This window comes from Maribacter spongiicola (assembly GCF_052119685.1).
In the GTDB taxonomy this organism is placed as follows: Bacteria; Bacteroidota; Bacteroidia; order Flavobacteriales; family Flavobacteriaceae; genus Maribacter; species Maribacter spongiicola_A.
Map to the genome: position 1 here is coordinate 511520 of NZ_JBGQOO010000001.1, position 21212 is coordinate 532731.

20 protein-coding genes are annotated in these 21212 nt (G+C 34.3%); 8 read left to right on the top strand and 12 right to left on the bottom strand.

Annotation, left to right across the window (positions count from 1 at the left end; all coding sequences use genetic code 11):
• Position 1: 1 nt before the first annotated feature.
• From ACEN2N_RS02195 to ACEN2N_RS02225, 7 genes are all read right to left on the bottom strand, one after another.
• On the bottom strand, positions 2 to 511 hold the full coding sequence (locus ACEN2N_RS02195; RefSeq protein WP_441822781.1) for an OmpH family outer membrane protein: 510 nt from the start codon (positions 509 to 511) through the stop codon (positions 2 to 4).
• A gap of 53 nt (positions 512 to 564) precedes the next feature.
• Positions 565 to 1398 (bottom strand): OmpH family outer membrane protein, encoded by an 834-nt coding sequence (locus ACEN2N_RS02200; RefSeq protein WP_441822782.1) that lies wholly within the window; start codon positions 1396 to 1398, stop codon positions 565 to 567.
• A 103-nt stretch (positions 1399 to 1501) separates the two neighbouring features.
• The gene (locus ACEN2N_RS02205) at positions 1502 to 4105 is read right to left on the bottom strand and encodes a BamA/OMP85 family outer membrane protein (protein WP_441823124.1); all 2604 of its coding nucleotides are present in this window, start codon (positions 4103 to 4105) and stop codon (positions 1502 to 1504) included.
• Between the two features lie 4 nt (positions 4106 to 4109).
• Entirely contained in the window at positions 4110 to 4850 is a 741-nt protein-coding gene (locus ACEN2N_RS02210; protein WP_441822783.1) for an isoprenyl transferase, read from the bottom strand.
• Positions 4851 to 4858: 8 nt separating this feature from the next.
• Positions 4859 to 5545, bottom strand: a complete 687-nt coding sequence (locus ACEN2N_RS02215; protein WP_441822784.1) for a DUF6089 family protein — start codon at positions 5543 to 5545, stop codon at positions 4859 to 4861.
• Positions 5546 to 5658: 113 nt separating this feature from the next.
• A complete protein-coding gene (locus tag ACEN2N_RS02220) occupies positions 5659 to 6540 on the bottom strand; it encodes an NAD kinase (RefSeq protein ID WP_441822785.1) in 882 nt (293 codons plus the stop codon).
• A gap of 1 nt (position 6541) precedes the next feature.
• The gene (locus tag ACEN2N_RS02225; RefSeq protein WP_441822786.1) at positions 6542 to 7198 is read right to left on the bottom strand and encodes a CBS domain-containing protein; all 657 of its coding nucleotides are present in this window, start codon (positions 7196 to 7198) and stop codon (positions 6542 to 6544) included.
• 92 nt (positions 7199 to 7290) lie between these two features.
• Here ACEN2N_RS02225 and ACEN2N_RS02230 point away from each other — a divergent pair, with 92 nt between their 5' ends.
• The 7 genes from ACEN2N_RS02230 to clpX all read left to right on the top strand — a co-directional run bounded on the left by ACEN2N_RS02230 (position 7291) and on the right by clpX (position 12668).
• Positions 7291 to 8004 (top strand): pyridoxine 5'-phosphate synthase, encoded by a 714-nt coding sequence (locus ACEN2N_RS02230; protein WP_441822787.1) that lies wholly within the window; start codon positions 7291 to 7293, stop codon positions 8002 to 8004.
• The gene (locus tag ACEN2N_RS02235; RefSeq protein WP_441822788.1) at positions 8001 to 8531 is read left to right on the top strand and encodes an alpha/beta fold hydrolase; all 531 of its coding nucleotides are present in this window, start codon (positions 8001 to 8003) and stop codon (positions 8529 to 8531) included. The genes ACEN2N_RS02230 and ACEN2N_RS02235 overlap by 4 nt, the downstream gene beginning before the upstream one ends.
• A gap of 17 nt (positions 8532 to 8548) precedes the next feature.
• On the top strand, positions 8549 to 8776 hold the full coding sequence (locus ACEN2N_RS02240; RefSeq protein ID WP_441822789.1) for an alpha/beta fold hydrolase: 228 nt from the start codon (positions 8549 to 8551) through the stop codon (positions 8774 to 8776).
• Between the two features lie 29 nt (positions 8777 to 8805).
• Positions 8806 to 9153, top strand: coding sequence for a phage holin family protein (locus ACEN2N_RS02245; RefSeq protein WP_423997839.1), 348 nt, complete (start codon positions 8806 to 8808; stop codon positions 9151 to 9153).
• A 100-nt stretch (positions 9154 to 9253) separates the two neighbouring features.
• Positions 9254 to 10576, top strand: a complete 1323-nt coding sequence (gene tig, locus ACEN2N_RS02250) for a trigger factor (protein WP_441822790.1) — start codon at positions 9254 to 9256, stop codon at positions 10574 to 10576.
• Positions 10577 to 10664: 88 nt separating this feature from the next.
• Positions 10665 to 11345 carry an ATP-dependent Clp endopeptidase proteolytic subunit ClpP gene (clpP, locus tag ACEN2N_RS02255; protein ID WP_441822791.1) on the top strand — a complete coding sequence of 227 codons (681 nt, stop codon included), beginning with the start codon at positions 10665 to 10667 and terminating at the stop codon, positions 11343 to 11345.
• A gap of 87 nt (positions 11346 to 11432) precedes the next feature.
• On the top strand, positions 11433 to 12668 hold the full coding sequence (gene clpX, locus ACEN2N_RS02260; RefSeq protein WP_441822792.1) for an ATP-dependent Clp protease ATP-binding subunit ClpX: 1236 nt from the start codon (positions 11433 to 11435) through the stop codon (positions 12666 to 12668).
• A 79-nt stretch (positions 12669 to 12747) separates the two neighbouring features.
• Here the strand turns inward: clpX and ACEN2N_RS02265 are convergent, their stop codons facing one another.
• Both ACEN2N_RS02265 and ACEN2N_RS02270 read right to left on the bottom strand, forming a co-directional pair.
• Positions 12748 to 13305 carry a hypothetical protein gene (locus tag ACEN2N_RS02265; protein ID WP_441822793.1) on the bottom strand — a complete coding sequence of 186 codons (558 nt, stop codon included), beginning with the start codon at positions 13303 to 13305 and terminating at the stop codon, positions 12748 to 12750.
• Between the two features lie 253 nt (positions 13306 to 13558).
• Positions 13559 to 15073 carry a GH3 auxin-responsive promoter family protein gene (locus ACEN2N_RS02270; protein WP_441822794.1) on the bottom strand — a complete coding sequence of 505 codons (1515 nt, stop codon included), beginning with the start codon at positions 15071 to 15073 and terminating at the stop codon, positions 13559 to 13561.
• 79 nt (positions 15074 to 15152) lie between these two features.
• On the opposite strand from ACEN2N_RS02270, the gene ACEN2N_RS02275 reads away from it, so the two are divergent.
• A complete protein-coding gene (locus tag ACEN2N_RS02275; RefSeq protein ID WP_441822795.1) occupies positions 15153 to 15947 on the top strand; it encodes a DUF2797 domain-containing protein in 795 nt (264 codons plus the stop codon).
• Here the strand turns inward: ACEN2N_RS02275 and ACEN2N_RS02280 are convergent.
• Genes ACEN2N_RS02280 through sppA form a run of 3 tightly spaced genes read right to left on the bottom strand, consistent with a single transcriptional unit; the run spans position 15940 to position 21190 of the window.
• Positions 15940 to 18678: an AsmA family protein gene (locus ACEN2N_RS02280; RefSeq protein ID WP_441822796.1), complete on the bottom strand. Its 2739-nt coding sequence runs from the start codon at positions 18676 to 18678 to the stop codon at positions 15940 to 15942. The two genes, ACEN2N_RS02275 and ACEN2N_RS02280, sit on opposite strands and share 8 nt — an antisense overlap.
• 30 nt (positions 18679 to 18708) lie before the next feature.
• Positions 18709 to 19425 carry a queuosine precursor transporter gene (locus ACEN2N_RS02285; protein ID WP_423997823.1) on the bottom strand — a complete coding sequence of 239 codons (717 nt, stop codon included), beginning with the start codon at positions 19423 to 19425 and terminating at the stop codon, positions 18709 to 18711.
• A gap of 4 nt (positions 19426 to 19429) precedes the next feature.
• Positions 19430 to 21190 (bottom strand): signal peptide peptidase SppA, encoded by a 1761-nt coding sequence (gene sppA / locus ACEN2N_RS02290; protein ID WP_441822797.1) that lies wholly within the window; start codon positions 21188 to 21190, stop codon positions 19430 to 19432.
• Positions 21191 to 21212 lie beyond the last annotated feature (22 nt).

The window sequence follows — 21212 nt, forward strand, 5'->3', positions numbered from 1 at the left end:
ATTAGAAACCTAATTGTTTTTTAACATCAGCTAAAAGATCTTTACCTTTTGCTACGATTAGACCACCACCTGCTTGCGCATCGATAACGTAGTCAAAACCTTGTGTCGCTGCAACTTTTTCAATAGCCGCTTTAGCTTTTTCAGAAATAGGAGCGAATAACTCACCTTGCTTCTTTTGAAATTCTTGTTGAGCTCTTTGTTGAGCCTCACCAATATTCTTTTCGTAACCTTGTAACTCTATAGCTCTCTTTTCATTCTCTTCTTTAGACTTAGAGGCTGCTTCGTTTTGGTACTGTGTGTACTTGTTACGCAACTCTGTCATTGAACCTTCGATATCTGCATTATAAGTTTCTTGCAATTTCTTAAGCTCAGCTTCTGCAGATTTCATTTCTGGCATTGCAGATAATAATTGAGTAACGTCGATATGAGCTACCTTACTTTGGGCATTTACAAAACTTGTCGTTGCTACGAACAACAATAAGGCTACCGCAATTTGTTTTACTTGTTTCATGAGTGTAATTTTAATTCTAATTGAGTGTTAATTTTTATGGTTGTTAAACCTATTTAAATAGTACCGTTATTATCATCTTTTTCGGTATCGCTATTTCTCTCTTTTAATTTTTCTTGCTTCTTAGCTTCGCGCTCCTCTAACAATTTCTTTCTTCTTTCTTCGTACGCTTTTTTACGCTCTTCTCGCAATTTCAGTTGTTCGGCTTTCGTATCGGCCACACTTTTCTCTCTAGTTTCTGCTGCCTGGGCCGCTTTATCTAAACGATCTTGTAATGCCTCACTAACCTCTTCTTCCTCTTCACCTTCAAAATCATCTAATCTACTAAGATCTTCTGACTTTTTTATTGGTTTGCTAGTTTTTCTTGTTCTAGCAATACCCCTTAATACCAAATCACTGATATCATGTCTTTTTTCAGAATACAACATTACAACATCCGCAGATTTATCAAAAATAAAATCATACTTTTTATTCGTGCCAATTGATTGTACTTCATTGAACACTTGATCTTGTATTGGCTGTATCAGCCTTCGCTTCTGCAACACTAAATCTCCTTGTGGCCCAAAACGATCTTGTTGATACTCGATCATTTCTCGCTCTAAAATTTGAATCTCCTCTTCGCGCTCAGCAATTAGCTCTGGAGTCAATAGCACTTTCTCTGCCATTAAATCTTTCTTCATTTGCTCCACCACACTTTGCTTCTGCTCTACTTCGACCTTCCAACGTTGTACTTTAGTTTCTAACTGTTCGGTCGCTTCTCTGTACTCATCTACATTCTGTAAAATGTACTCCATATCTACGTAGGCCATTCTTACCCCTCTTTGGGCAAAACCTTGTATTGTCATGAAGATGACCGAAACTACTAATAGAACTTTTGTTTTTGTACTCATTGTTAATGTCGTTTAATCCTATAGAAAATATCGTGCCAAAATTACTAAATCTTTTAAAATTAAAGGATTAGCACTAAGCAGGATTTTAATAATTCAATGAAAATTAAAACTGTTGACCAATAATGAAGTGTGTTTGCCATCCGCTTGGACCTTGCCCAGCAGATTGTGGTCTTAGATCCTCGTCGAATCCGTAACCAAAATCAATACCCAACAAACCAAATGCTGGCATAAAGATTCGCAGCCCCACACCGGCCGATCGTTTTAATTCAAACGGATTAAAGTCTTGAAAATTGTTGAACGAATTACCACCCTCTAAAAATGCCAGTCCGTAAATAGATGCCGAAGGCTTCAATGTTAATGGGTAACGTAATTCTAATGAAAATTTATTATAAATTAATGCACCATCTGGTGTATTAGAATCATTTGAATATGGTGTAATAGACTGATTGTCATACCCTCTAAGTTGTACAACATCTCTACCATCTAATGTAAAGTTACCTAAACCGTCACCACCTACATAAAATCTTTCGAAAGGCACATTACCAACAGCACTGTTATAGCTACCTAAAAAGCCAAATTCAGCATTTGTTTTCAACACCAATTTATCTACTAAGGTAGTATACCAATCTCCTTTAAATTTTACTTTATAATACTCCAGTAACCTAAAACGCTCTTGATCGATAGATGATAATTCAGCTTGATCGGTTGCACTAAGACCAACAGTATTTTTCTCCTGCTCTAGTTCTTCTGATCTATTTTTTAATGCTCTAAAATCTTTATTACTGAATAACGACCAAGGCGGTGTAAATTTAGCAGACAATTCAAATGTCGATCCGGACATCGGAAAAATACGACTAGGCCCTTGAGAACTTCTAGAAATACCAAAGGTATATGCTACAGAATTTGCCTTACCGTCACCAAAGTTAAATAGACCGATGTTGTAATTTCTAAAATCATATAATTGATAACTCAATGAATGAGAAATGGTAAAGAAATCATCTGGCCATTGTACACGTTTTGCCAAGCCAGCTGTAATACCTGTTATAGAAAATTGCTGTTTCTTATCGACCTCAATGTTACCATTATTGCCATAAGTAGCATTAAACTGCTGTGTTCTAGACATACTTAAATTAAAACGTACTGGCTTTTTACCCCCTAACCATGGCTCAGCAAAATTTAAGCTGTATACCCTGTAAGTACGACTTGCCTGTAAACGAAGTGCAAAGGTTTGACCGTCACCCATAGGTACTGGTTTATACTTTTCACCTTTAAATAAGTTCTGTATCGAGAAGTTACTAAAAGACAACCCTAATGTACCAATGAAACCACCGCCACCATAACCACCTTGTAATTCTATTTGACTTGATCCAGATTCTACCAAATTCCATGCTAAGTCAACAGTACCTTCATTGGGGTTTGCGTTTAAAACATCTGGTGTAATTTGTTCGGCATCGAAAAAGCCAAGCTGACCTAATTCACGAATAGTTCTAATAATATCAGCTTTATTATACTTTTGACCTGGTCTTGTACGAAGTTCACGATAGATAACGTGGTCATTTGTTTTATCGTTACCAGAAACGGTAACATGATCCAAGAACGTTTCTTTACCTTCTATAATTCTAATTTCAAAATCAATAGTATCATTAGCAGCTGAAATCTCTACTGGATTAATCGTTGAAAATAAGTATCCGTTATTTTGATAAAGGCTTGTAACATCAGTTGGATCTGGCTTAGAATTATCTGCAATTCTTTCGCGCAATAATACTCCATTATAAGTATCCCCTTTTTTAATACCTAAAACTTGATTTAATTGACGGTCGGTATATACTGTATTACCTACAAAGTCGATATTACCGAAATAATACTTATCACCTTCTTCAACTTTTATTTTAATATCGATGTTATTTTCATCGACCTTAACAATAGAATCAGAAATTACCCTCGCATCTCGATACCCATTTTCGGCAAATTTATCAACCAATAGCCCAAGATCCTCTTCGTAATCTTCTTGAATGTATTTAGATTTTTTCCAGAAACGACCAAATTTCTTCTGCTTTGTGCTCTTCAAAGCCTTACGTAATTTCTTGTCGGCTAACTGCTCGTTACCTTCAAAAATAATGTCACGAATTTTAACCTTATCACCTTTGTCAACATTTACAACCATACTTTGAGTATTCGTATCGGTAGTGTCTTTAGATGTTGCAATGGTTACATCGGCATTTAAATACCCTTGCTTCTTATATTTGTTGGCGATATAGTTCTTCGAATTAGAAATTAAACTTTCGGTAATCTTCTTTCCTTTCTTAAGATCTGTATCCTTAATTAGTCCTTCGATTTTACCTTTTTTAACACCGTAAAATTTTACGTTAGTTAAAGTTGGCCTTTCGATAATATTAAGTTCTAAGAAAACGGTGTTTTCTTCTATGTTAGTTATAAAAAACTCAATCTCGCTAAAAAGCTCAAGACCCCATAACTTCTTAATAACCTCGCTAATTTGCTCTCCTGGCAAAGTAATAGGTTGCCCTACTCTAAGACCGGTATACGTTTTAACGGTTTGTTCATTATAGCTTTGTAGCCCAGTAACATCTAATCCTCCTAAAATATAGCTTTTGCCGTCCTCATAGGAAGCATCCTGTGCGGCGGCAAAAAAGGTGGTTAAAAATAAAAGGGTAGTTAAAAAGTGGTTCAAGGATATGAACCTGGCCATATCTTTAAGTGAGTTGTTCGCTTGTTTTTCCAAATCTTCGTTCTCTGTTCTGGTAATTTTTTATGGCTTCCACCAAGTGGTGCTCTCTAAAATCAGGCCAATATACATCAATAAAATATAACTCTGCATACGCTATTTGCCATAATAGAAAATTGCTGATCCGATGTTCTCCACTAGTACGGATAAGCAAGTCTACGTCTGGTAAATCGTGCGTGTAAAGATGGCTATTAATAATTTCTTGGTCAATGTTTTCAATTGAAATTATATTATTTTTAACTTTGGCGCATATCTCTTTCACCATAGACTGCAGCTCTTCGCGTGCACCATAACTCAAAGCCAAAGTCAACGTCATGCCTGTGTTTTGCTTAGTTTGATCCATTACTTCGACCAACTCTTTATAAGCCCTAGAAGGCAGTGCATCTATGTTACCGATGGTATTTAAACGAATGTTATTTTTGTTAAAAGTTTTAAGTTCTTTCTTTAATGAAGACACCAATAAGCGCATAAGAGTTTGCACTTCTATCTTTGGTCTGTTCCAGTTTTCTGTAGAAAACGTATATAATGTTAAGTAATCGATCTTTAACTGAACACATTGTTCAACAATAATTCTGACAGTTTTTACCCCATGTTCATGACCAAAAACTCTTAGTTTACCACGTTCTTTTGCCCACCTACCGTTACCGTCCATGATAATAGCAAGGTGCTTTGGTACATTCAGTTTGTCAATATCGTTTATATCACTCATCTTAAAATTTACTCAAAACAATCCATACAAGGCTTTCTGCCAAAGGTATAAGTTAGTGTTAAACCAGAAAAAACATACCAATCATCACTAAAAATATTACCGAATTGAAATTCTTCAAAGTTAGAACCTTCAGGATTACTACCATCTAGGTTATCTGTAAAGGTATATCTAGCACCAATTTCGCCCCCAAAAATAAGAAACTGATTGATACGATATTTAAAACCCACGGTCATTGGTACTGCAAAACTACCTTCTTTTTGATTGACATCTTGAAGAAGACCACCATTAAAGTATTGATAATCATACCTAAAATAAGTAAGACCCGTATATAAATAAGGAGTAAAAGCTGGTCCCAGTTTGTGTAAATTATATTCAACAAAGTTAAATTCTAGACCAACAGAACCTTCTAAAATAGAATTATCTACTATATACCCTCTTTGTTGTCTTGCTGTAGAATTAGATTTGGTATCATCGGCAGTAAATTTACCATACGTTAAACTACCACGCCATGCATACCTTTTACTTATGTTCCATTTAAATAATCCGCCAAAAGCAATATTAGACGGCAAAAGATAATCTGTTCTACCAACATCACTAATAGTATTGGCACCACCCGCAAAAATACCCACTTCATAGGTCTGCGCCTGCAAACCCGAAAGTGAAAAAAGCAATACTAATAACGTTATGTAACGCATAAAATAGATTTTATAATTATCGCAGATTCCATATTGAATATTGAAAAAGCAATGATTTTTATGTTCTCAAAAGATAAACAGTGATTAAGGACAATTATTGTTTAAAAGTGGGCTCAATTTCGTCTATCCTCACCCCAAAGCAGCTTATTACGAAGGGTCTTTAAAAAACTTTCTGAAGTATATTCTATCATTTTAATAGTAAAAGGAGCTTTACTAATGGTTATTTCTTCACCATTTTCTAATGAGGCTATTCTTGAATCTAAAGAAACCAGGTGGTTTTCTTCTCTACCAGATACCTTTAATCGAATTACGGTATCATCTGAAATTACCAGAGGCCTAGCGTTTAAGTTATGCGGAGCTATAGGTGTCAATACCAATGATTTTGCCGTTGGCACAATTACCGGTCCACCACAACTTAAAGAGTAGCCAGTGGAACCTGTTGGCGTCGAAATAATTAGACCATCTGCCCAATAAGAGGTTAGGTATTCATTATTTAAATAAGTTTCGACCGTTATCATAGAAGTGGTATCTTTTCTACTAACGGTAATTTCGTTCAATGCAAAATTAAGATCTCCGAATTCTACATCAAGCTCTTTTGTATTTAACTGAACCAAACTACGTTCAATAACAGTATATCCACCTTGCTTAAACTCTTGTACTACCTTTCTAACATCTTCTTTTTTGAAGGTGGAAAGAAATCCTAACCTACCAGTATTTACACCAACAATAGGAATACCTAAATCCTTAACAAAAGTAGTAGCTCTTAATATGGTACCATCACCACCAAAACTAACGAACATATCAAAAGATGTATTTAAACCTTCGTCAATAGTAAATACAGGAAATGTCTGAGCTGTTTTGTTCGTTCTATATAAATCGTAAAAATCTTTTTCAATATAAACTTCGGCAGAGACCTTACTTAACTCATCTAATAATTCGATAAGATATTCAATAGCATTATCTTGATATGTTTGACCGTATACAGCTACTTTCATATTAAACATTAAGATATTTCTCTAAATAGTCTGACCGGTTCTTTAAATCTTCAAGAAACTCATCGTCGCTATTTCCGAATATAATATTATAGTTATATCGTCTAAAAGTCTGCACAACTTTATTATAATTATTCGCAGTAATCTTTAAGGTCACTTGAATAATATCATTTTGGGTGTCTGAAATAAAACCACCATAAAGCTTAGCGTTATTACTTTCAACTATTTGGGCAATCTGGCTAAACGAATAATCTTTGACTCCGGTTGCAACAACCAAAATACTACCTGGATCAGTAAAAAATGGCATATCTATAAAGACAGATACAATATCGGTAAGACAGTAATAGCCAGTAACCTCTTCCTTTTCATTTAAAACAGGTAAAAGATTGGCTTCATTACGTGCAAATACCTCTAAAACATCTAACCAATTGGTATCTCGACGCACAAAAAAACTTTGCAGTTCATATCTAAATTCATCGATTTTAGCATCCGGTTGTAATCCGTCTGCATCATTTTCAGAAAAAAGTCCTAAAAACCGTCCATCGTCTAAAATAGCGACATGAGAATAGGTAGAGTCTTGAAAAAATTCTAAAACTTTTTCAGTGGTATCTTTAATATCGAATACCGGTAAATTTGTAATGATATGTTCTTGAATATCCATAAGCCTATATATAACGCAAAATAACAATTAATAATATCAAAAGGCGTGCCTTATTCGTATTTTTGAAGCTCTTAAAAGGTAAATAAGACATAATGACAAAACTTAGCGTTAACGTGAACAAAATTGCAACTCTCAGAAATGCCCGTGGAGGCAATGTTCCAGATTTGCTTAAAGTTACAAACGATTTAGAGGGCTTTGGCGCACAAGGCATCACTATACACCCAAGGCCAGACGAACGCCATATTAGATACCAAGATGCCAGAGATTTAAAAAAAACGGTGAAGACAGAATTTAATATCGAAGGTAATCCGGTTCCTAAATTTATAGCGTTAGTTCTAGAAGTTACCCCTGAACAGGTAACATTGGTACCAGATTCTGTAGATGCTATTACCTCAAATGCTGGTTGGAATACTATAAAGTATAAAGATTTTTTAACCGATGTTATCAAAACCTTTAAAGACGCAGGTATTCGCACATCAATATTTGTTGATCCAGACCCAAAAATGATTGAAGGTGCAAAAGCAGTGGGCGCAGATAGAATAGAATTATATACTGAAAGTTACGCCGCCGATTACGAGAAAAATAAAGAAGAAGCAATAAAACCTTTTATTAAAGCCGCCCAAAAAGCTAATGAATTAGGTATTGGCATTAACGCCGGTCATGATTTAAGCATAGATAATATTGAATATTTTGCTAAAAACATACCTAATTTATTAGAGGTATCTATCGGTCATGCACTTATTAGCGAGGCGCTTTATTTAGGTTTAGATAATGTAGTAAACATGTATTTACACAGATTAAAATGAAGCAAATTTTACATTCGGTAATTTTAGGCGAAGGCAAACCGTTGTGTATTTTACACGGATTTCTAGGGATGCTCGACAATTGGAAAACTTTAGGGACTTTATATGCAGAAAATGGATTTTGTGTTCACTTAATCGACCAAAGAAATCATGGCAAAAGTTTTCATTCGCCTGATTTCGATTATGATATTTTAGCAGACGACCTTCTTAATTACCTAGACGAACACCATATTGCAAGTACCGCTTTAATTGGTCATTCTATGGGCGGAAAAACGGCTATGCAATTTGCATGCACATACCCTGAGCGAGTCAATAGATTACTCGTCGCAGATATAGCTCCAAAATATTATCCACCACATCATCAAGAAATTATTAATGGTTTAAATGCTATAGACACCACCAATTTAAAATCTCGAAATGATGCCGACCAACAGTTGAAAAAACACATCTCAAACCCAGGTATACGTCAGTTTTTATTGAAAAATCTCGATAGAGATGAAAAAAAAAATTGTGTTTCAAATTTAACTTAGCAGTATTAAGTGAAAAGATGGAAGAAATTGGCGACAACATCAATAGCAACGACAGCTACTACGGACCCACATTATTTTTAAGAGGAGATAAATCTGAATATGTTACCAAAAATGATACTGAAATCATTCGTAGACATTTTCCAAAGGCAACAGTAGAAACCATAGATAATGCAGGTCATTGGTTACATGCTGAAAACCCTGATCAATTTTTCGAAAAATCACTTACCTTTCTAAAACAAGAATAAATAACTATTATAATTTAAAACCAAAACCCATGAAACTAATTTTAAGAATTCTATTAAGCGCCGTTGCCGTTATCATCTTGGCCAATATATTACCAAACGTTTCTGTAGATGGTTTTACGACCGCTGTTATCGTAGCTGTAGTATTAAGCCTTTTAAATTTATTGGTTAAACCAATATTAGTTATTCTAACGCTACCTGTAACAGTTATTACATTTGGTCTTTTTCTATTGATCATTAATGCGATAATTATACTTTTGGCAGATAAACTTATCGATGGTTTTTCGGTCGGAAACATTTGGTGGGCATTGATTTTTAGCCTCTTGCTATCGTTTTTACAATCCATCTTTTTTACACTGTTAAAAGACGACAAGTCATAGTTGCTTGTGATTTGAAATTCAATACTTTAAAAAATTGGTTGACTTTGTAAAATATAGTATTTTTGCATCCCATTTTATACATGCAAATAGATATTAAGGAATGAATATTACGAAAGAGCAGATAGACGATTTAAATGCAGTAGTTAAAGTTGCTATCACAAAAGAAGATTACCAAGATAAGGTAGATACCATTTTAAAGGATTATAAGAAACAAGCTAATATTCCTGGCTTTAGAAAAGGTCAAGTTCCTATGGGCCTTATAAAAAAGCAATATGGTAAAGCTGTTTTGGTTGATGAAGTAAATAAATTGTTGCAAGACAACCTAAACAAATATTTAACCGAAGAGAAATTAGATGTTCTTGGTAATCCTTTACCAAAACAACAAGACAATTTTGATTGGGATAAAGAAGAGTTGGCATTTGAATTCGAATTAGGTTTAGCGCCTAATTTTGAAGTTTCATTGAAAACAAAAAATGCAATTACCCAGTACAAAATAGTTGCAGACAAGAAAATGATCGACGAGCAAGTTGAGCGTATTCAAAAGCAATATGGCAAGCTTGTAAGCAAAGATGTTGTTAGCAAGAATGATGAAGTAAGCGGTACTTTCACTAACGAAGCTGAAGAAATCGATAACAAAACCATGCTTGAAACTGATAAGTTGAAAAGCAAAAAAGCTATAGATGCCCTACAAGGTAAAAAAGTTGGGGATGTTGTTACTTTAAAAACGAAAGGTCTATTTAATGAAGATTATATGTTATCAAGTGCGTTAGGCATTGATAAACAAAAAGCTGAATCTTTGGATATTGAGGTTACATTTACCATTACTGAAATTAACGAAAGAGAAGCTGCAGAATTAAACCAAGAATTGTTCGATAAACTTTTCGGACCTGACAGTGTAAAATCTGAAAAGGAATTAAAAGAACGTATTAAAGAAGATTCTGAAAAGCAATTCGAGCAACAATCGGATCAAAAATTATTGAACGACGTTACTGAATACTTTATTGACAATACCAAGTTTGAACTACCTACAGGTTTCTTAACAAAGTGGATTCAAATGACAGGTGAAGAGCCATTATCTGAAGAGCAAGCTCTCGAAGAATTTGCTAAATCTGAAAAAGGTTTACGTTACCAACTTATTGAAGGTAAAATAATTCGTGAAAACGAGTTACAAGTTCAGTTCGATGAACTAAAAGAATTCTCTAAAGGATTTATTCGTTCGCAAATGGCTCAATTCGGTCAATTAGACCCAAAAGAAGAAGAGTTAGATAATATTGCTGCGCGTGTTCTTGGTAATCAAGATGAAGTAAAAAGACTTTCAGAACAATTGATGAGTCAGAAATTATTAAATCTTTACAAAGAAAAAGCGAATCTTAAGACAAAGGAAGTTACCTATGAAAATTTCGTCAAAGAAGTTTACGGATAAATTCCAAACAATAAATTAAGTATCTTTACGGTGCCGGAAATAAAATTTTCGGCACCTTTTTTTACTCTAAAATATAGACATACAATTTATGGATTACGGAAAAGAATTCAAGAATTTCGCTATAAACGATCAAGGCATTAGCAGCACTTATTACGATTCTATAATGAGCAGCATGTACCCAACGAACATGACGCCGAACATTATTGAAGAGCGTTCTATGAATATTGTTGCAATGGACGTTTATTCGCGCTTAATGATGGATCGCATCATTTTTATGGGTACTGGTATAAATGATCAAGTAGCCAATATTATTCAAGCACAGTTATTGTTTTTAGCAAGTGTTGACGCTAAAAAAGATATTCAAATTTACATCAACTCACCAGGTGGGAGTGTTTATGCAGGCTTAGGTATTTATGATACTATGCAGTTCATTACGCCAGATGTTGCTACTATTTGTACAGGTATGGCAGCTTCTATGGGTGCAGTACTTTTATGCGCAGGTGAAAAAGGAAAACGTAGTGGCCTACAACACTCTCGTGTAATGATACACCAACCTATGGGTGGAGCTCAAGGTCAAGCGAGTGATATTGAAATTACCGCTAGAGAGATCTTAAAATTAAAAGAAGAACTATATCAAATTATTGCAGAGCACTCTGGTACCGACATTGAAAAAGTTCGTGATGACAGTGACCGTGATTACTGGATGAAAGCTGACGAGGCTCTTAAATATGGTATGATTGATGAAATATTGGTAAGGGAAAAGAAGTAAACCCGACTAATTGAATCAAATAAATTAATGATTTTTAAACCAAAAACGATTTTTGATCGTTAAGGAATAGAATAGAGAAGATAGATAATGGCAAAGGAAAATTTAGAGTGTTCATTTTGCGGTAGAAAAAAACCAGAAACCAATTTATTGATTGCTGGTCTTGACGCCCATATATGTGATCGCTGTATTGAGCAAGCTCACGGTATTGTTGCCGAAGAGTCAAAACAGACAAAGACCAACGATCTTTCTTCTGAACTTGTTCTAAAAAAACCACAAGAAATCAAGGAATTTTTAGACACTTTTATCATTGGGCAAGATCGTACTAAAAAAGTAATGTCTGTAGCTGTTTACAACCACTATAAAAGGTTACTACAACCTTCATCAAAAGAAGATGATATAGAAATTCAGAAAAGTAATATCATTATGGTTGGGCAAACCGGTACCGGTAAAACCCTTATGGCAAAAACAATCGCTAAATTACTTAATGTACCCCTAGCCATTGTTGATGCGACAGTATTGACCGAAGCTGGTTATGTTGGTGAAGATGTAGAAAGTATTCTTACCCGTCTTTTACAAGCAGCAGATTACAATCTTGAAAAAGCAGAAAGAGGTATCGTTTTTATTGATGAAATCGATAAAATTGCACGTAAAGGTGATAATCCTTCTATTACTAGAGATGTATCTGGAGAAGGTGTTCAACAAGGTCTTTTAAAATTATTGGAAGGTACAGTTGTAAATGTTCCACCAAAAGGAGGAAGAAAGCACCCAGACCAAAAATTCATCGAAGTAAATACCGAAAATATCTTATTTATTGCCGGTGGAGCTTTTGATGGTATCGAACGTGCTATTACAAAGCGTTTGAATATGCAAGCTGTTGGCTATAGCGCTTCAAAATCTGATAGCTTTTTAGATGATAGTAATTTATTACAATACATCATACCAAGAGATTTGAAAGATTTCGGACTTATACCTGAAATTATCGGTAGGCTTCCGGTTCTTACCCATATGAATCCGTTAGACAAGAAGACATTAAGAGCTATTTTAACCGAACCTAAGAATGCGATTATAAAACAATACGAGAAGTTATTTGCAATGGATGATATTACTTTCACCATTACAGACCAAGCTTTAGATTATATTGTAGAAAAAGCAATAGAGTATAAACTTGGAGCTAGAGGTTTAAGATCTTTGTGTGAAGCCATTTTTACTGACGCAATGTTCGAAATGCCAAGTACAGGTGATAAAAACTTCAAAGTAACAAAACCTTATGCCGAAGAAATGTTATCCCATGATACCATTAAAAAGCTAAAAGCTGTTTCATAATACCTCAGCAAAATATTGAATACAAAAAAAGCGAAGATTTACATCTTCGCTTTTTTTATGCTTTATACTTTTATTTAGTTCAAACCACTTTTTTAATCTGTGGTGCAATTTGCGTTACTTCTTGCAATAGATCCATACATACTTTTTGAATGATTTTCTCATCGGTGTATAATGTATGTCCGTAATTAGGTAATACTTCCATATCTATCCCTAAATTATCTGCCCATTCATCGCTTGGTTTAAATGCATCATTAGCACCATACACCAATTGAAAAGGTACATTAGGGCGATCGTTATTTCTACGTATTCTCGTAGGAGATACACCATATAAAGACTTTACAGGTAAGCCTCTCTTAGCTGCTTCCCAAACAATGGTAGCACCTGTACTAAAAGCAAGATAATAACATGCTTCTTTTTCTTTTTTTAATAAATGAGATGCAGCAGTATCTGTACCGCCTTCTATAAAAGCATTGTGTACATTCTCTTCAGTTTGAATAAGAATATCTAAATTTGCCAGTTGTTGACTATCGTAAAAAGTAATGTCGAAATACTGTTGTAGATACCCTAAATACGAAGTAATCCATAAACCTTTCTTAGCGCCCCACATATCGGAAACGATCACTAATTTGTCTGCCATAATAATAGTATTTATAGTTTGGTTAAGTTTTGCTTCAGCAAGTTGAAATAATAAATGCACTTACAACTATTTAATTGTTTAGCGGGTTAAAAATATCGATGTAGTCCCTATTGATGATACTTATTAGAACTAAAAAAGCTACAATTATGTTGTAAGGTAAAAGCCACCTTAACTACGGCAAATGTATGGCAAGTAATGAGGAAATATATAAAATTGTTGTGATTAGGGTAATATTTGGTGTGAATAGAGATAATTAACTGTTTATTCGTAATAGTTCTTCTAAATAATCTCTCTTATTTGACAATCTAGGAATTTTATGTTGCCCCCCAAGCTTATCATTTAATTTCAACCAATCATAAAATAAATTCTCGCGTGCTATGTGTACCAATGGAGAATTCAGTGTAATATTATTTAACCTTTTGGCTTCATAATCTGAATTAAGAGATTTTAAGGCATTGTCAAAAATCTCTACAAAGGCACTAAAATCTTGCGGTAAGGTTCTAAATTCCATAATCCACTCGTGAGCACCTTTTTCTTTACCTTCCATAAAAACAGGCCCAGCAGTATAATCTATAATTTCAGCTCCTGTTTTTGCACAGGCTATTTTTAATGCTTCTTCTGCATTTTCTATAATCAATTCTTCACCAAAAACATTAATATGATGTTTGGTTCGCCCGGTTACTTTTATACGATATGGACTTTTTGAGGTAAAACGAACGGTATCCCCTATTCTATACCTCCACAATCCTGAATTTGTGGTAATTACTATTGCGTAATTTATACCTAACTCAACATCCCATAAAGCAATCACCTCTTCATTTAAAGCTCCATAAACATCCATAGGTATAAACTCATAGAAAATCCCGTAGTCCAACATCAATAATAAATCATCGGCACCATTTCTGTCTTGAATAGCAAAAAAACCTTCAGAGGCATTATAAATTTCGTAGTATCTGAAATTACTTTTCGGTAATATTTTTTTGTATTGCTCTTTATAAGGACTAAAATTCACTCCGCCGTGAAAGTACACTTCTAAATTTTCCCAAACTTGAAACAGATTCTCATTACCCGTTTCTTCAAGCACTTTGTTCATTAACACCAACATCCAAGATGGAACGCCTGCCAAACTAGTTACATTTTCTTGAACACTTTCATGAATGATAGCCATAAGCTTGCTCTCCCACTCACTCATTAAAGAAACCTTATTACTAGGCGTGCTACTGTACTCTGCCCACAAGGGCATGTTATCTATAAGAATTGCAGATAAGTCGCCAAATAACGACCCGTTATCCTCGTACAACTCTTTACTACCACCTAAACGCAAACTCTTACCCGTAAATAATTGTGAATTTTCGTTATTATTCAGATACAGGCACAATAAATCTTTGCTGGATTTGTAATGGCAATCTTCTAAAGCCTCACCGCTAACAGGTATAAACTTGCTTTTCGCATCTGTAGTACCACTACTTTTAGCGAACAATTTTACTTTAGTAGGCCAAAATAAATTCTGCTCCCCTTTTCTAGTACGTTCAATTATAGGCTGAATTTCTTCATAAGAAACTATAGGTAAGCGTTCTTTAAAATCTGCATATGAACCTATCGAATCAAAATCATAGGTTCTACCAATTTCAGTGTCTTCGGCAAATTCAAGCAATTGCAATAAAACCTCTTCTTGTACCTCTTCAGGATATTTTAAAAATAGTTCTATCTGATGAAAACGTTTTTTCAGTAACCAAGAGGCAATTGAATTAAATAGGGTAATTGGCATTTATAGGTATCTTTGTATTGCTAAAAGTAGCGCATCTTACTATCATTTTCAAATTGAACATTCAATAAGCCGAAATTACATGCAATACGAGGGAGTACTTAGAAAAATGCAGACAGAAATAGGAAGTCCGATTCAATATTATATGTTGTTCGAATCTGATTTCTTGAATGTAAATCAAGTTTTGGACAAAAATGTAAAAATAAATTTCATTAAACACAAATGTCTAAATTGCGGTAATGACCGACCTATTTATAGACAAGGATTTTGCAGGACCTGCTTTTTTGAAATACCATCTGCCGGAGATTGGATCATGCGCCCAGAATTAAGTAAAGCGCATTTAGACCAAGAAGACAGAGATTTAGAATATGAAAAAAAGGTGCAATTACAACCACATATTGTATACTTAGCTAATTCAAGCAATGTAAAAGTGGGTGTAACCAGAAAAGGACAAATACCAACAAGGTGGATTGACCAGGGTGCTCATGAAGCCATTGAAATTGTAGAAGTACCAAATAGGTATTTAGCTGGTATAACTGAAGTTGCCTTAAAAGACCATGTAGGTGATAAAACAAATTGGCGCACAATGCTTACCAATACCGTTGTTGACGAGAATCTTCAAGAATGGCGAGATAAATTAAAACAATATTTACCCGAAGAGGCATTACCCTATTTTCTAGCAACTAATTCAGAAACCGAATTAGAATTTCCGGTATTACAATATCCTACGAAAGTAAAAAGTTTAAATCTTAGCAAAACACCAACCTTTGAGGGTAAGTTAAAAGGTATAAAAGGGCAATACCTCATCTTTGAAGATAATACCGTCTTTAACGTAAGAGGTAGTGAAGGCTATTATGTAGGGTTAACTATTAGTTAGTAGAATCTTTCTTCTTCTTTCCTAAAAATCCTCCTAAAATATCTTTTGCCTTTTCTTTAACCGCTTCTTTATCTGTCTTAACGGGAATAGAATCTTTTTTGACCGCAGTAGACGTGGTGTCTTTTTTGGTAGCTAAAATTCCGCCTAAAATATCTTTTGCATTTGGTTTAGTGGAAGTTCCTGTTTTATCAATAGAATCGGTCTTCACTTTATTGCCCGATATTAAACCACCTATTAAATCTTTAGCCTTGTCTGTTCCTTTATTAATAAGTTTCTGTTTTTCAACCTCAACCAATTTGGTGGTCAATTGTTTAACACCAGAAGTTAAATCTGTAGTAACTGTAGGGCTATTATATAAACCACCAATATTTGCAACAACAGGTATGGTTAAATCTGTTAAGGCGGCATCATCTATCTTGGCGATTAACTTGGTAATATCTGACCCTAAATATTTGGCAGGCACTTGTAAAGTCGCTTTATAATTTAATTTCTGATCAAAAGAATGGTTACCATCAACGTTAATTGCGATATCCTTATAATTTAATGTAAAAGGTTTAACTACGACGATACCATCTTTAAAAGATAATGATGTCTTAAGATCCTTTAAATTAAACTGTTTAAGATCTATAAAATTCAATTTAGACACTAATGAGTTCAACACCGGCGAAGCTTCAGTATTCACTTCTTCAGTCATAATATCAGCAAACAAATCTCCACTCAATGATAAAAGATTCGGCATAAAATCGTCGGTCAAATTACCTGACAAAGAAATGTCTGATGTTAATTTACCGTTCAAAATTTTCGCAATTGGTGCTATAGCTTTAAACAAATCAACAGAAGCAAAAGTTTCTTGAATACCAAGTTGATTTAAGTCTAACTTCATATTGAAAGTAGGCGTCTCATTTTTCGTAGACACGTCGCCATTAAATGCGATTTTACCCCCAAACATACCCGCGGTCATATTACTTAAGGTAGCAGTTTCATCTTTAATCTTTAAAACCCCTTTAACATCACTTAACACGATATCATCATACAATACTTTTTTCGCATCTGCATTAATGGTTGCATCTAAAAAAGATGGAATTTTAATTTTTTCTTCTTGTACTACTCCACCAGAAGTGGACTTACTCTCATTTGTAGTTGCAGGCGTATCTGTATCAGCAACCATAAAATCGCTTAACGCAAAACTATTTGATTTAAGGTTGAAATTACCCTCAACCTTTTCATCATTGAACATAAAACCTAAAAGATTATTAATAGTACCAGTTGCATCAAAATCGGTCGTACCCGTTGTACCGTTCAATTGATTTAAGGTTACAGTCTTTGGATTAAAAGTTAACTTGGCGGTATTGAACTTAACCGGGTTTGCCAACTCATTTGAATTATATTCAAAATTGGTTACACTTAAATCTCCGGTAGTATTTGTTTTCTCGTATTGTTGTTTTTCAACGGATGCCATATCAAAAGCCGTGGTAATATCTGCTTTTAACAACCCCTTTAAATTATACTCTGCAGGCACTGGGTAAGCTTTTGAAATATTTGCCAAGTTCATAGCACCATCAATATGCGCTTTTACAATTGTATTACCCATAAGCTCTGTAATATGTGAAGTAAGATTGAACTTATCTTCATCAATCATAAAAGAAGCCTTATTGATATCGACATATGTATCTTCTGTAATACCAGTCTTATTATTCAATTGAATATCAAAAAACACATTACGAACCGCTTTCGGTAAATCTGGGTATTTGAAAGAGGCATTATCAGATTTAATCTCAATATTAAATTTAGGAATATGGGTATCATCAACAATACCGTTAAAATTACCATTAACGATAAAATCTCCGGTAGTACTTACGGTTGCAATATCTTTAGAATAAATTTCAGGAATTACCCCTAAGAAGTTTTTAAAATCTGACGAGGGCGTTTTAAAGGTTAGATTTACTTCTTGATTAGTTTCATTTAGTTTAACAAAACCATCGAATACCAATGGCAGTTGGTTAAGCAAAGCTTCATTCTTTAAAAAAGAGTATTTATTTTCATTTAAATCGATACCAATAAGCGCATCTAATTTTATTTTATTCTTGTTTAAATAGTTTACACTATCCATTTCTAAAGAAATAAATGCATCGGTATGTGTATCTAATTCTGAAGTAGCCAATGATAAATCTCCAGTTCCTTTATGTTGAAAATCATCTAACTTAAAAGTTATACCCGTAGAATTGTCGGTGTAGTAAATTCTAGAGTTCGTTATTTCATAAGACTGTAAGTCAAAAGCAAATCCGTCGGTTGTACTTGGCTCTTCAACAGTTGTTGCAATTTCTGAAGTGATGGCAATATCGTAATTAGCATTTTCTTCTTTGTCAACCACAATATTGACCAAAGCGCCATCTAAATTTATATTGTTTATCGCAATAGCATCACCCGTGCCTTTAAACAGTTGCATAATACCCATGGTCAATTCTAAATTAGCCGCTTTAAACAAAGTATCTCCTTCAAATGGAGCTTTGTTAGTTAAAACTACATCTTTAAAATTCACCTCTGCATTCGGAAAACTTCGCACCAAACTTAAATTTGCTTCAGAAAAATCTAGCGTAGCATTCACATTATTATTGACATTATTTTTAATAATATCGCCAATTTTAGCTTCTAAGAAAAAAGGCGCCGCAACAATTACGACAATGATTAATACTAAAAGTACCCCAACAATTTTTAAAATTTTCTTACCCATCGTATGTTTTTATACAGTTTATTAATGCTATTACTCTAAAACATCTAAGTCCAATTCTTCATTTGGCTTTAGGTTAAAACGTTTTCTCATAATATATACGAAGAAATAGAGAAAAGGGGTGTCAAAAAATGCTATAAAAATCTTAAAAATAAATCCGCTAACTACGAGTCCGAAAAAAAGATCCCACGGCAATACTTTGAAGACACATAACAACCCCACAACGGTAAACGTATCTAGAAATTGTGATAGAAATGTTGAAAAATTGTTACGCAACCATAAATACTTGCCTTTGGTCAATTTTTTCCAGAAATGATATATAGCCACATCTACATATTGCGCCAGTAAATACGCCATCATAGAAGCTAAAACGGCTATTGGCGACAAGGCAAAAACATGTGTAAAAGTTTCATCGTTTATAGGTGATGAAGGAATTGCAGGGGCAACTTCTGCCAATAAAATAATGCCCATAGAAAAGAAAGAAGCAAAAATACCGGCAGTAACAATTTGGTTTGCCATTTTTCTACCATAAATCTCGGAAATGAGATCGGTAATCAAAAACGTTATTGGGTAAGGTAAAATACCTACGGAAACTTCAAATAGCGAAACCCCGAAAACAGTGAAATCCCCGAAGGGATTCCAATAAAAAAACTTTTGAAATATGAGGTTAGAAACTACTAGAGAAGTTATAAATAAAGCCCCTAGATACAAATAAATACGTTGTGCTAGATTTCTGTCCTTTAAGGTCATAAACTTATTTAATGTCTAATGCAAAAGGCATTCTAGCCTGTATACCTTTTTGTTGTTTGAAAGATTGAAGTTCTTTAAGCACCTTATAAGCCTCGTCGCCAATTTCCTGCTTTAGCATATTCTCTTTAATCTGAATACTGGCACCTTCTAAATCTTCCATAAAACGCTCGAATCCGCTTTTGTATTTCGGGAATTTTTTGACTCCATAAGAGCTTAAAGAGGCAAGCTCAGCTGCAGCTTCTATAGCATCATCTAAATTACCCAATTCATCTATCAAACCAACTTCTAAAGCTTCAGTGCCACTCCACACCCTACCTTGGGCAACACTATCTACTTGCGCCATGGTCATATTTCTACCTTCAGATACCCGTTGAAGAAATGTTTGATATGTTTCTTCAATACTCTCTTGAATTTGATTTTTGAAACTTTCTTGCATTGGTTCAAATAATGAATATTCGACCGCATTTTTATTAGTACCCACTTGCTCTGCATTAATACCAATATTATCTGCCAGTTCAGTCATATTAGGTACTGTACCGAAAACACCTATTGATCCGGTTATAGTTGTTGGCTCCGCAAAAATTTTATCTGCACCTGCAGCTATATAATATCCGCCAGAAGCTGCTACATTACCCATAGATACAATTACCGGCTTCACTTTCTTAGCCAAGGCAACTTCTCTCCAAATAATATCTGAAGTTAACGCACTACCGCCTGGTGAGTTTACACGTAGTACAATAGCTTTCACCTTATCATCATCACGAGCTTTAATTAAAGCTTCGTTAATAATACCTTGACCAATAATATTTGGTCCACCTTCACCGTAGAAAATTTCTCCTTGGGCAAAAACAACGGCAATTTTATCGTCACCAGATTTTAAAGTCTTCTTATTTGAATACTTTACATAATCATCTAAAGTGCTGTAGTTAATTTCGTCATCTTTTTTAATCTTTAGCGCATTTGATAATTTGCTCTCGTACTGATCATAAAAAATAACATCATCGACCAACCCTGATTGTTTTGCGAATTTCGGAGTTCTACCACCTAAGGTATCTGCTATAACATTTAAATCAGATTCAGAAATCGATCTTGTTTTTGAAATATCAACGACCATGGAATTCCAAAGAGACTGTAGCAAAGAAGTTAATTGGCTTCTATTCGCCTCACTCATATTATTCTCTAAATATGGCTCTACCGCACTTTTATATTTTCCATGTCGAATAACCTCCATTTTAATTCCAGATTTCTCTTGAAGTTCTTTATAATAAAGTACCTCGGTGGATAAACCTTTGAAATCTAAAACGCCAACAGGGTTAATAAATACAGAATCTGCCACACTGGCCAAATAATAATCCCTCTGCATGAAAAAATCTGCATAAGCGTAAATAAATTTACCTTCAGATTTAAAGTTTTCTAATGCTTTTCTAATTTCTTGAGTTTGAGCCAAACCAGCAACTATGAAATTATTATTGATGCTAATACCCTTAATACGGTCATCATTCTTTGCTACATCAATAGCCTGTAAAATTTCGTCTAAACCCTGAGATTCTTGAAAAATACCGGCAAAAGGATCTAACTCATCATTACCAGTATAGTCCGAAATTGGTCTTTGTAATTTTAATTCTAGTATAGAATTATCTTTTACCGCCACACCATCTTCGCTACTACTAACAAGGCTGACGAAAATTAAAAACATTACAAATAAGATTCCGAAAGCAAATAAGGAACCTAAAATAGAGGCAAGAAAATTTCTTAAAAAATTCATTTAAATCTTTATTTTAAATAGT

Bases quoted from the DNA above. Each gene is read 5' to 3' on its own strand.
- ACEN2N_RS02195 (WP_441822781.1), bottom strand. From the start codon at position 511: ATGAAACAAGTAAAACAAATTGCGGTAGCCTTATTGTTGTTCGTAGCA.
- ACEN2N_RS02210 (WP_441822783.1), bottom strand. From the start codon at position 4,850: ATGAGTGATATAAACGATATTGACAAACTGAATGTACCAAAGCACCTT.
- ACEN2N_RS02220 (WP_441822785.1), bottom strand. From the start codon at position 6,540: ATGAAAGTAGCTGTATACGGTCAAACATATCAAGATAATGCTATTGAA.
- ACEN2N_RS02235 (WP_441822788.1), top strand. From the start codon at position 8,001: ATGAAGCAAATTTTACATTCGGTAATTTTAGGCGAAGGCAAACCGTTG.
- ACEN2N_RS02245 (WP_423997839.1), top strand. From the start codon at position 8,806: ATGAAACTAATTTTAAGAATTCTATTAAGCGCCGTTGCCGTTATCATC.
- ACEN2N_RS02200 (WP_441822782.1), bottom strand. From the start codon at position 1,398: ATGAGTACAAAAACAAAAGTTCTATTAGTAGTTTCGGTCATCTTCATG.
- clpX (WP_441822792.1), top strand. From the start codon at position 11,433: ATGGCAAAGGAAAATTTAGAGTGTTCATTTTGCGGTAGAAAAAAACCA.
- ACEN2N_RS02265 (WP_441822793.1), bottom strand. From the start codon at position 13,305: ATGGCAGACAAATTAGTGATCGTTTCCGATATGTGGGGCGCTAAGAAA.
- ACEN2N_RS02225 (WP_441822786.1), bottom strand. From the start codon at position 7,198: ATGGATATTCAAGAACATATCATTACAAATTTACCGGTATTCGATATT.
- ACEN2N_RS02285 (WP_423997823.1), bottom strand. From the start codon at position 19,425: ATGACCTTAAAGGACAGAAATCTAGCACAACGTATTTATTTGTATCTA.
- clpP (WP_441822791.1), top strand. From the start codon at position 10,665: ATGGATTACGGAAAAGAATTCAAGAATTTCGCTATAAACGATCAAGGC.
- ACEN2N_RS02230 (WP_441822787.1), top strand. From the start codon at position 7,291: ATGACAAAACTTAGCGTTAACGTGAACAAAATTGCAACTCTCAGAAAT.
- ACEN2N_RS02280 (WP_441822796.1), bottom strand. From the start codon at position 18,678: ATGGGTAAGAAAATTTTAAAAATTGTTGGGGTACTTTTAGTATTAATC.
- ACEN2N_RS02275 (WP_441822795.1), top strand. From the start codon at position 15,153: ATGCAATACGAGGGAGTACTTAGAAAAATGCAGACAGAAATAGGAAGT.
- ACEN2N_RS02205 (WP_441823124.1), bottom strand. From the start codon at position 4,105: ATGGCCAGGTTCATATCCTTGAACCACTTTTTAACTACCCTTTTATTT.
- ACEN2N_RS02215 (WP_441822784.1), bottom strand. From the start codon at position 5,545: ATGCGTTACATAACGTTATTAGTATTGCTTTTTTCACTTTCGGGTTTG.
- sppA (WP_441822797.1), bottom strand. From the start codon at position 21,190: ATGAATTTTTTAAGAAATTTTCTTGCCTCTATTTTAGGTTCCTTATTT.
- tig (WP_441822790.1), top strand. From the start codon at position 9,254: ATGAATATTACGAAAGAGCAGATAGACGATTTAAATGCAGTAGTTAAA.
- ACEN2N_RS02270 (WP_441822794.1), bottom strand. From the start codon at position 15,073: ATGCCAATTACCCTATTTAATTCAATTGCCTCTTGGTTACTGAAAAAA.
- ACEN2N_RS02240 (WP_441822789.1), top strand. From the start codon at position 8,549: ATGGAAGAAATTGGCGACAACATCAATAGCAACGACAGCTACTACGGA.